The organism is Vibrio sp. 1751 (assembly GCF_033339895.1).
GTDB lineage: Bacteria > Pseudomonadota > Gammaproteobacteria > Enterobacterales > Vibrionaceae > Vibrio > Vibrio alginolyticus.
Window position 1 is genome coordinate 1 of the sequence record NZ_JAWOVM010000116.1, and the last position, 10,534, is coordinate 10,534.

Below are 10,534 nucleotides of genomic sequence, written 5' to 3' on the forward strand. Positions count from 1 at the left end.
TGAAACAATGTGGCTTAGTGTAAGGATTTTTAATCGATACAACCATAAATAGACGTATTTGTTTGAAGCACTCTGAAGTTTTTACTTAAAGTGGTGACTGATTCGCCGATATTGCATACCGCAATATGTGTAATCCATCCAGAGCAAACTTTGCTTTTTACCTTGCTACATTGTAAAACTGAAGCTAAAGACGTTAATGTAAACTATACCTTGATAGAAAGCTGCTCTAGAATAGCTATATCTCAACAAAATTAGATTTTACCTATGCGTGATCACCGTCCAACCTCGACTGAAGATGTTATTGCTGAGTCACAGTTCAAGCAGATTCAAGAACATGCTGGAGAAATCTTACAGCTTAACCAAGCTTTGCAAGAGGTCTTACCCATGGGGACGGCCGATCATTGCCGAGTAGCGAATGTTCGTAACGGCCATCTATTGATCGATGTCTCTAGTGCCGCAATCAAAATGAAGATCGATTACGATCGCCTCATGATCCTAAATAAACTTCGTACTCAAGGCTTTGCCAAGCTGATGAGCGTTGAAGTGAGGATCAATCCTTCACTATATAGAAACCGCTTTCAACAAGACGACAGACCTAAGCGTCCACCACTAACAGAATCTGCAGCAAAGTCATTAATGACGATTGCCGACATGGCGCCACCTAAAATTCAAGAGCGTTTAAAACGATTAGCCGATATGGCAGAAAAGGAAGATCGTAAGTGAACGTTATTTCAATATGCTGAAAGCTTGAATGTTATTGATAAGTCGAAGATTAAAGCCAAATAGCAAAAAACCAGGCATAAGCCTGGTTTTTTATTAATTCTAATGCCAAGTATTTACGCAAGCACCATATTTGGTTCTGCGAATGCTACTGGTGAGCCGACTTCTTCTTCGAATGTAGTCCACTCCCACGCTTCCTGATCTGCAAGAACAGCACGTAACAGTTGGTTATTTAAACCGTGGCCAGATTTAAAGGCACGGAATTCACCAATGATTGGGTGACCACACATGTAAAGGTCACCAATCGCATCCAACACTTTGTGAGTCACAAACTCATTTTCAAAGCGTAGACCTTCTTCATTAAGAATACGGTAATCATCCAAAACGATAGCATTGTCAAAACTACCACCCAAAACTAGGTTTTGAGATTGTAGATATTCGATATCACGCATAAAGCCAAACGTACGTGCTCGAGAAATCTCACGAACAAAGCCTTTTGACGAGAAATCAAACAGCAAACGTTGCTCGTCTGATTCAATCGCTGGGTGATTAAACTCAATTTCGAAGTCCATACGGAAGCCGTTAAATGGTACAAATTCTGCCCATTTATCACCATCTTCAAAACGAACTGGCTTTTTGATACGGATGAAGCGTTTTGGCGCATTTTGCGTTTCGATACCTGCTTGTTGTAGCAAGTATACAAATGGGCTTGCACTACCATCCATGATCGGAATTTCAGGTGCGTCTACTTCGACAACAATGTTATCGATGCCCATACCAGCAAGTGCCGCATTCAAGTGCTCAACAGTTGAAATACGCACACCTTCATCGTTTACCAATGCAGTACAAAGCATGGTGTCACGAACCGAAGCTGGATCAGCTGGAAAATCTACAGGTGGATTTACATCTGTACGACGGTAAATGATACCTGTATTTGCAGCAGCCGGGCGCAGAGTAAGTGTGACTTTACGACCAGAGTGGAGACCCACACCAGTTGTTTTCACTATTTCTTTCAGAGTACGTTGTCTGATCATCTGCTTGCCTCTCAAAAATTTGCTACAAAACACGGCCGTCTGTAACGTCGACCGTGAATGCTACCATAATTTTGAGCCATGTCAAATTTATGGGTTAAAGATTAATCAGCCTGACGACGCAAAAATGCCGGTATATCTAAATAACCACTTTCCTTTTCTTGCTTTGGAGCCGCAGAACTTTGGCTCGACGAAGCTGGAGAAGAAGGAGCAGTGTTTGTCGGCTGAGGAGTTACCTGTGGCTTCTCTTGCACTTGATTATTTTGCAAGGTCTGTGCCGGTTTTTCTTCAGCTTGCGTTGCCGCTGCTTGTTGCTGTGGTTGAGCTTGCGGCGTCGGTGCCACTTTAGCTTTACCACCCGCAACTAGCGTGATATCTGGCTTTTTCTCATTACCAATACCTGTCGCTACAACTGTTACGCGGATTTCGTCAGTCATATCAGGGTCTAGAGAAGTACCGATAACAACAGTCGCATTGTCAGAAGCGAATGCCTTCACTGTATTACCAACCGTCTCAAACTCGTCAAGACGCATATCCAGACCAGCAGTAATATTGACAAGAACACCACGAGCGCCCGCTAGATCGATGTCTTCGAGAAGTGGGCTAGAAATTGCCATTTCAGCCGCTTCTTCAGCACGGTCTTCACCTTTGGCGATGCCGCTACCCATCATTGCGTGACCCATTTCAGACATTACAGTTCTTACGTCCGCAAAGTCGACGTTGATCATGCCAGGGCGAGTAATTAGCTCAGCAATACCTTGAACGGCATTCTTAAGAACATCGTTAGCGCTTGCAAAAGCTTCTAGTAGTGTTACACCACGACCAAGTACTTTAAGTAGCTTTTCGTTTGGAATCGTGATCAAAGAGTCAACATGCTTAGACAGCTCATCGATACCTTGCTCAGCAAATGCCAAACGCTTTTTACCTTCAAAACTAAACGGTTTAGTTACTACCGCTACTGTTAGAATGCCAAGCTCTTTAGCCACTTCAGCAATAACAGGCGCTGCACCAGTACCGGTACCGCCACCCATACCAGCTGCGATAAACACCATATCGGCGCCAGTCAGGGAATCTTTAATTCGATCTCTGTCTTCGAGAGCTGCGTCACGGCCAACCTGTGGATTAGCACCTGCACCCAGACCTTTAGTGATATCACCACCGATCTGAATAACATTGCCAACGCTTGTCTTACGAAGTGCTTGCGCATCAGTGTTGACGCTGATGAATTCCACACCTTCGATGGATTCACGCACCATGTGTTCAACGGCGTTACCACCGCCGCCACCAACCCCAACGACCTTGATTACTGCATCGTCAGACATTTCCATCATCGGTTCAAACATGTGTTGTCTCCGTTTATCCTGCAACTCAGGTTAAAACTCTTTTTGTATCCAGTTACGCAATTTATCGAAAAAGCCAGTTACAGATGAGCGTTTAGGTTCATTATAATCGCTATCGTCGCTAGACTGCATGTCTCTTGCGTAATGAAGTAATCCAACTGCCGTAGAATGGTACGGCTCTTTTACATAGTCAGTTAATCCGCTGACTTCGAGCGGTTTGCCGACCCTTACTTGATTGCGGAATACGCGTTCCGCACATTCTACCACTCCGTCCATTTGCGCAGCACCGCCAGTGAGTACAACTCCCGCAGCCAGATGGTGCTTGATACCCTCTTCGCGCAATTTTGCTTGTACAGAGTCGATAGTTTGGTTAACCAGTCCCATAAGCTCAGAGTAGCGTGGCTCAATCACTTCTGACAACGTTTGACGTTGCAGGCTACGTGATGGTCGTCCACCTACGCTTGGTACATTAACCGTGTCATCCTTACTGACCAGTTCACTCAAAGCACAGCCATATTTGACTTTTATTTCTTCAGCATCGCTCACTGGCGTGCCAAAAGCAAAAGCAATATCACTGGTTACAGCATTTCCTGCGTACGAAAATACTTCTGTGTGACGTAACGCACCGCCAGTCCAGATGGCCACATCCATCGTGCCGGCGCCAATATCAACCACACAAACTCCAAGCTCTCTTTCATCCTCGGTGATTACTGCATTGCTAGCAGCAAGCCCAGAAAATACGAGTTGTTCTACTTTAAGGCCGCAGCGTTCTACCGCCTTAATAATGTTGCGTGCCATGTCATTATGGCATGAGATAAGGTGGACACTCACTTCCATTCTTACCCCAGATAAACCAAGTGGATTTTTGATTCCCTCTTGGTAATCAATGGTGAACTCTTGCGGGATCACATGAAGAATTCGCTGTTCATCACCGATTTTAATCGATTTTGCGGTATGGATAGCGCGATCCATGTCTTCTTGAGACACCTCTTCATCAGAAATCGTGCCCATACCTTTTTCAATTCGGCTTGCGATATGCTTACCAGACAACGAAATGAAGACTCGGCTGATCTGGCACTCTGCCATTAATTCAGCTTGATCAATTGCACGTTGTACTGATTTTACAACCGACTCCAAATCATTCACGCCACCTTTATCCATGCCGCGTGAGGGGCTACTACCTGCGCCAATAATATTAATTTGACCGTCTGGTAAAACCTCACCCACTAGAGCCGATACGGTTGCAGTGCCTATATCAAGACCAACAATAATGTTGTCATCAGCGGCCTTAGTCATCTGTACTCTCTTCTAACTCTTGTTCAGGAAACCAACCAACTGCGGCTCCTGTATCGTACCTAAGATCGATATAACTGATTCTTTGCGTGTCACTGCCAAGCTTGTTATAGAGCTTAAAAAAGCGCTCTATACGCTCAAGAAGAGACTCTTTACCGAGCTCTAATCGAATACCGTTATCAAGGATGATTTGCCAAGCTCGTCGCTCGTTTAATACCAGAGACGATATCGCTAAACCCAATTGCTGAAACTTAGGACTCAAATCACGGTAAGTCTGTAAGACTTCCGGTCCGCTATCTTTGGGTCCGTACAGCTTCACTTTTTCTTCTTGCAACAGAGCAACATCTCCATCAAAAACGAACCCGTTTTTATCTAACAGTTCGTTGCCATTCCAAATGGCTTCTGGTTGATGCTCCGTCAAAAAAACTTTTACTGTATCCGGCCACTGCTTTCGGATTGCGGCATGCGCTACCCATGGCAGAGCTTCGACACTTTGCTGTAATACATCAATATCCTGAGACATAAATGTACCGATGTGATCAATTCGACTAAATGCAGCCTGCACATCGTCAGCTTGGACATACTCCAGTTTCCCCTGAAGTACTATTTTGGAGAGAGGTAACCTTTGGTCATCCCACATCCAACTGATCGCCGCGTACAAAACAGAACTAATTAAAGTCACAACCACAACGAAAAATAACGCACCCAAGATTTTTTCTTGGCGACCACGGTTGTTACCCGTGTTTGGTCGCTCGTCATTCAGTGCAATATTCAACAACGTCTTCGTTTCCTGACTTTTGTCGTGTACTTTTTACCCATATAATTACGCAGAGGTAAAAGTCTTGACTTTAACCTTGGGATTATACTGAGCTCTTGTAAACTATCAAACACTGATAGCAATAAATCACAATGATATTGACGCAAAATCGAGATCTGAGTCTTTATCTGTCCTTCGCGTCAACAATATGTGTCAGCCAAGCATCTTGTTTATATTCAATTTAAGACCTGCCAGCTGTTTCGCCACTTTACCAATATCACCCGCACCTTGCGTTAAGATTAGGTCGCCGTCTTGTATAACGTTAGCTAAAACTGAAGGTAATTGCTCGATTTCTGGAACAAAAATCGGATCTACCTTGCCTCGGCTGCGAATTGTGCGACATAAAGCGCGCCCATCAGCCCCTGCAATCGGCTTTTCACCCGCTGCGTAAACATCCAGCATGATCAATACATCTACCTGTTCAAGCACATTCGCGAAATCATCGTATAAATCACGAGTACGGCTATAACGGTGCGGTTGGAAAATCATCACCAAACGCTTGTCTTGCCAACCACTGCGTGCTGCATTAATGGTTACATCCACTTCTGTGGGATGATGGCCGTAATCATCAACAAGCATTGCATGGCCGTTGCCAGTATCAAACTCGCCAAGGTGATCAAAACGTCTTCCCGTACCTTGCGTACCAGCCATTGCCTTTAGGATCGCATCGTCTTCAATGTCATCTTCAGTAGCAACCGCAATCGCAGCAGACGCATTCAATGCATTGTGACGACCTGGAATATTCAGCGTGATATCTAAGTTAGCTCGCCCTTTACGTACTACCGTAAATTTGCCTTGCTGCCCCTCTTGACGATAATCTTCAATACGTACGTCGGCATCTTCAGAAAAACCGTAAGTTATCACTTGACGACTAATACGTGGGATTAACTCTCGAACCACAGGATCGTCAATGCAAACAATTGCTTGGCCGTAAAACGGTAGATTATGAAGGAAGTCGATGAAGGTTTGCTTTAAGGTTTCAAAGTCACCACCATAGGTATCCATATGATCGGCTTCGATATTGGTAACAATGCTCACCATTGGTTGCAAGTGCAGGAATGACGCGTCACTTTCATCTGCCTCTGCAATTAGAATACGACTCGAGCCTAGACGCGCATTTGTACCTGCGCTTTTCACCAAACCGCCATTCACAAACGTTGGATCAAGACCGGCTTCAGAATAGATTTGAGTAACAAGAGCGGTCGTCGTGGTTTTACCGTGTGTACCCGCAACGGCAATACCGTGACGGAATCGCATCAATTCAGCCAACATCTCTGCGCGGCGTACAATAGGGATGCGTAATTCACGTGCCGCCATCACTTCTGGGTTTTCTTCGTTGATCGCCGTTGACACAACAACCACACTGGCTTTTTCTACATTACTGGCTTGATGACCGATAAATACCGTCGCACCTTTTGATACCAAACGCTCTGTCACAGCGTTCTCTGATAGATCAGAACCTGTGATTTGGTAGCCTTCGTTCAACAGCACTTCTGCAATGCCGCTCATGCCCGCACCACCAATACCGATGAAGTGGATGGATTTCACGCGGCGCATCTCTGGCACCATTGCGCGAATCTGAGCTAAGTCTTGTGTATGTTGGATTGTCATCAATTCTATTCTCAATAATTCGGTTAACGCTTTTCGGTCAAAGCGACAATGGCTTGTGCGACAACTCGGTCAGCATTCAATTTTGCAGCGCCACGCGCTTGCTCAGCCATTGTAAGTAAAGCTTGGCGATCCAATTGTTGGATCTGCTGAGTCAGAGACTCAACGGTTAAATCTGGTTGTTCAATCATTTTCGCCGCGCCGCAATCCACCAAGTGGTCTGCATTAAGTGCTTGCTGGCGGTCTTTGTGCATGAATGGAACAAAAATAGCGCCTACACCTGCCGCCGAGACTTCAGATACGGTTAACGCTCCAGAGCGACAAACTAAAAGGTCAGCCCATGCGTAAGCTTCTGCAACGTCATCAATGAATTCCATTACTTCTGCATTTACCACACCATTAGCTTGGTATGCTGCATTCACTTCTTCGGCGGCACCTTTACCCGCTTGATGACGAATACAGTAATCTTCGCCCAATTTCGACATCACTTCTGGCAGAGTTTGGTTAAGAATACGTGCGCCTTGGCTGCCACCCATCACCAAAATGCGAATTGGACCTTGGCGCTCTTGCATGCGCTCAGTTGGCGCTGCTAATTGAGTCACGTCTTCACGAACTGGGTTCCCAACCACTTCGGCATTTGGAAAAGCGCCTGGGAAAGCCTGAAAAACCTTCTTAGCGATTTTCGATAACCATTGGTTCGTTAAACCTGCTACTGCATTTTGTTCATGCAGAACAACAGGAATGCCACTCATCCAAGCGGCAATACCACCCGGGCCGCTAACATAACCGCCCATACCAAGCACTGCGTCTGGCTGCCAGCGTTTCATGTGAGCACGAGCCTGCATAATGGCATTGATAATTTGAAATGGTGCTGCAAGAAGACGTTTAACGCCTTGACCTCGTAACCCTTTCACTTTGATAAAGTCGATTTCAATGCCATGTTTTGGCACCAAATCCGCTTCCATTCGATCCGCCGTACCTAGCCAACGGATCTCCCAACCTTGTTCTTGAAGCTGTTTTGCTACCGCCAAACCTGGGAATACGTGACCGCCAGTACCACCAGCCATCACCATCAAACGTTTATTTTGTTTCATTAGCTTGTTGTTCTGATTGTTGTTGCTCGCGTTTCAAGCGGCATTCGTAATCGATACGCAGTAGTATGGACACTGCGACGGACATAATTATTAGACTAGAACCACCATAACTGATGAGTGGAAGTGTTAAACCTTTAGTTGGAACAATACCGGCGGCAGCTCCAACATTAACCAAGGTTTGAAACGCAAACCAAATACCAATTCCGAAAGCCAGATAACCTCCGAACATTTCGCCTTCTTCAAATGCACGCTTGCCGATGTAAACCGCTTTTAGCACCAAGCTAAAAATCAGCATTAAGACCAGCACTACGCCCACGAAACCAAGCTCTTCAGCAAGTACGGCAAACACAAAGTCGGTATGCGCTTCCGGTAGATATTCCAGTTTTTGAATTGAATTACCGAGACCTTGTCCGAACCATTCACCACGACCAAACGCCATCAAAGACTGAGTCAACTGATAGCCACTACCAAACGGGTCTTCCCACGGGTCAAGGAAGGAGGTTACACGTCGCATACGGTATGGCTCGACGAGAATCAAACCAACGACAGCACCGATACCTGCCACCATCAAGGCGAGAAACTGGGTTAGTTTTGCACCTGCGATAAAAAGCATGCCAAACAGCGTGACCAGCATCACGACCACCGTCCCCAAGTCTGGCTGACCAAGTAGTAATACTGCGAAGAAGGCAAACACCATGATTGGCTTCATAAAGCCACCAAAGAACGTTTGTCGTACTTCGTCTTGCTTTCGAACTAAGTAACCAGACATGAAGATAAACAGCGATAGCTTCGCGACCTCCGCTGGCTGAAGGTTAAACAGCCCGAGGGGAATCCAACGAGACGCACCATTAACCGACTTACCCGCCAAAAGCACGATGATCAACAGTGCGAAAGAAGCCCAAAGTAAGTAATGGCTCTTCTTAAACCACTCTTGCAAAGGCACTTGCAAAATAACAGCGGAGGTCCCTAACGCCAGCACGAGAAACGTCGCATGACGAAACATAAAGTGGAACGGCTGTTCCGTTAATCGAGAGCTGATTGGAAATGATGCAGAGGTTACCATGACCAAACCAGTCAACATCAAACCCAGTGCAATCCACACTAACTGACGATCAAACATCGCCTCTGGGGCTGGATGCTTGAGCCAATTGCCAATACTGCGTTTAACGTTACCTAAACCCACGAAGTGTGTAACCTTTAATTATGCATATTTCTGAGCAAGAGCAGCGAAAGCATCACCTCTTGCCATAAAGTTGTCGAATTGATCAAAGCTAGCACATGCAGGAGACAGCATCACCATATCACCTGGTTTTAACTGCGAAGATACTTGTTGAATCACATCTTCCATAGTGTCGAAACGTATTGCAGATTCATGCAGTGGCATAAATTCATCGCCATCAGCGCCAAAGCAACACAGTTGCAAGTTAAGCGTCGCGAAGATCGGTTTTAATGGCGAGAAGTCAGCACCTTTGCCAACACCACCAACGAGTAAGTAGAGCTTGCCTGTCGATTCCAAACCAGATAGCGCAGCCATAGTGCTGGCAATATTAGTTGCTTTAGAGTCATTCACCCATTTGACGCCTTGATTATCCGCAACCACCTGGCATCGGTGTGTCAGTCCTGTGTAATTTTTAAGTGCATTCAATGCTTTGTGATAGTTTACGTCCGCAGCTTTTAATAGCGCTAAAGCAACCAGAGCGTTAGATAAGTTGTGCTTACCAACCAACTTAAGCTCATCACTTGCGACAACTCGTTGACCGTGATCGAGCAGCCAAGTACGGTTGCCATCCACCTCGAGACCAAAGTCCTGATTGTCGCTGCCAAATGTCACCAATGGCATCTCTGCGTCTGGGAAGGTTTCTTGATCATCACGGTTCACGACTGCAAGAGCAGCATGGTTAAAAATACGCAACTTAGCTTGTCGATAGTCAGACATGCCTTGATAACGATCCATATGATCTTCAGAAAGATTCAGAAACGCAGCGGCTTTGAGCTTTAAGCTTGACGTCGTTTCTAACTGGAAGCTCGAGAGTTCGAGTACATATAGGTCTGCGTCTTGTTCTAACAAATCCAGTGCAGGCACACCGATGTTACCACCAACGCCAACATCCAAACCTGCAGCCTCAGCCATCACACCTGTGAGGTCGGTTACTGTGCTCTTACCGTTTGAGCCCGTAATCGCAATCACCGGTTTCTGCACCGCCCAAGCGAATAACTCGATATCACCTACTACGGCCGTACCTTTTGCTAATACGGCTTGGATCTCTGGTGTCGCTAGCGCAATACCAGGGTTGGTCACGATAAGATCCGCGTCAGAAAGCCAGTCTGTATTCCAACCACCACTATGCAGTTGAACACTTTCCGGCAAGCGCTCTGCACCTGGAGGGTTTACACGAGTATCAATGACTTTGACCACAAGTTGTGGCTGATTTTTTCTTAGGTGTTTAACGACAGAGAGCCCGGTAATACCGAGCCCTACGACGACAACACTATGTATGTTTTGCCAACGTTCCATATTTGATCACACTGTAAATCTTGTTCTTGGAAAGCGCGATTAACGCACTTTCAATGTCGCAAGACCAATCAGAACAAGAACCATAGAAATAATCCAGAAGCGCACGATTACGCGAG

The 10,534-nt window shown here is 45.8% G+C and carries 9 protein-coding genes; 1 reads left to right on the forward strand and 8 read right to left on the reverse strand.

Features of this window, described 5'->3' with window-relative positions; all coding sequences use genetic code 11:
- Nucleotides 1–264 precede the first annotated feature (264 nt).
- On the forward strand, nucleotides 265–723 hold the full coding sequence (locus tag R7041_RS21150; protein ID WP_005381869.1) for a DUF721 domain-containing protein: 459 nt from the start codon (nucleotides 265–267) through the stop codon (nucleotides 721–723).
- A 113-nt stretch (nucleotides 724–836) separates the two neighbouring features.
- Here the strand turns inward: R7041_RS21150 and lpxC are convergent, their stop codons facing one another.
- The 8 genes from lpxC to murD all read right to left on the reverse strand — a co-directional run bounded on the left by lpxC (nucleotide 837) and on the right by murD (nucleotide 10,418).
- Complete coding sequence (lpxC, locus tag R7041_RS21155) at nucleotides 837–1,754, reverse strand: UDP-3-O-acyl-N-acetylglucosamine deacetylase (protein WP_005381871.1); 918 nt, start codon at nucleotides 1,752–1,754, stop codon at nucleotides 837–839.
- Nucleotides 1,755–1,855: 101 nt separating this feature from the next.
- On the reverse strand, nucleotides 1,856–3,094 hold the full coding sequence (gene ftsZ / locus R7041_RS21160) for a cell division protein FtsZ (RefSeq protein WP_017633617.1): 1,239 nt from the start codon (nucleotides 3,092–3,094) through the stop codon (nucleotides 1,856–1,858).
- Nucleotides 3,095–3,124: 30 nt separating this feature from the next.
- Nucleotides 3,125–4,387 carry a cell division protein FtsA gene (gene ftsA / locus R7041_RS21165; RefSeq protein WP_005372946.1) on the reverse strand — a complete coding sequence of 421 codons (1,263 nt, stop codon included), beginning with the start codon at nucleotides 4,385–4,387 and terminating at the stop codon, nucleotides 3,125–3,127.
- Entirely contained in the window at nucleotides 4,380–5,162 is a 783-nt protein-coding gene (locus tag R7041_RS21170; protein WP_005387393.1) for a cell division protein FtsQ/DivIB, read from the reverse strand. Before R7041_RS21170 ends, ftsA begins: the two co-directional genes overlap by 8 nt.
- 192 nt (nucleotides 5,163–5,354) lie before the next feature.
- On the reverse strand, nucleotides 5,355–6,812 hold the full coding sequence (murC, locus tag R7041_RS21175; protein WP_005387395.1) for a UDP-N-acetylmuramate--L-alanine ligase: 1,458 nt from the start codon (nucleotides 6,810–6,812) through the stop codon (nucleotides 5,355–5,357).
- Between the two features lie 23 nt (nucleotides 6,813–6,835).
- The gene (gene murG / locus R7041_RS21180) at nucleotides 6,836–7,903 is read right to left on the reverse strand and encodes an undecaprenyldiphospho-muramoylpentapeptide beta-N-acetylglucosaminyltransferase (protein WP_158159555.1); all 1,068 of its coding nucleotides are present in this window, start codon (nucleotides 7,901–7,903) and stop codon (nucleotides 6,836–6,838) included.
- Nucleotides 7,890–9,086 carry a cell division protein FtsW gene (gene ftsW, locus R7041_RS21185; protein WP_005372933.1) on the reverse strand — a complete coding sequence of 399 codons (1,197 nt, stop codon included), beginning with the start codon at nucleotides 9,084–9,086 and terminating at the stop codon, nucleotides 7,890–7,892. Before ftsW ends, murG begins: the two co-directional genes overlap by 14 nt.
- 18 nt (nucleotides 9,087–9,104) lie before the next feature.
- Nucleotides 9,105–10,418: a UDP-N-acetylmuramoyl-L-alanine--D-glutamate ligase gene (gene murD, locus R7041_RS21190; protein ID WP_053306876.1), complete on the reverse strand. Its 1,314-nt coding sequence runs from the start codon at nucleotides 10,416–10,418 to the stop codon at nucleotides 9,105–9,107.
- Between the last annotated feature and the right edge of the window lie 116 nt (nucleotides 10,419–10,534).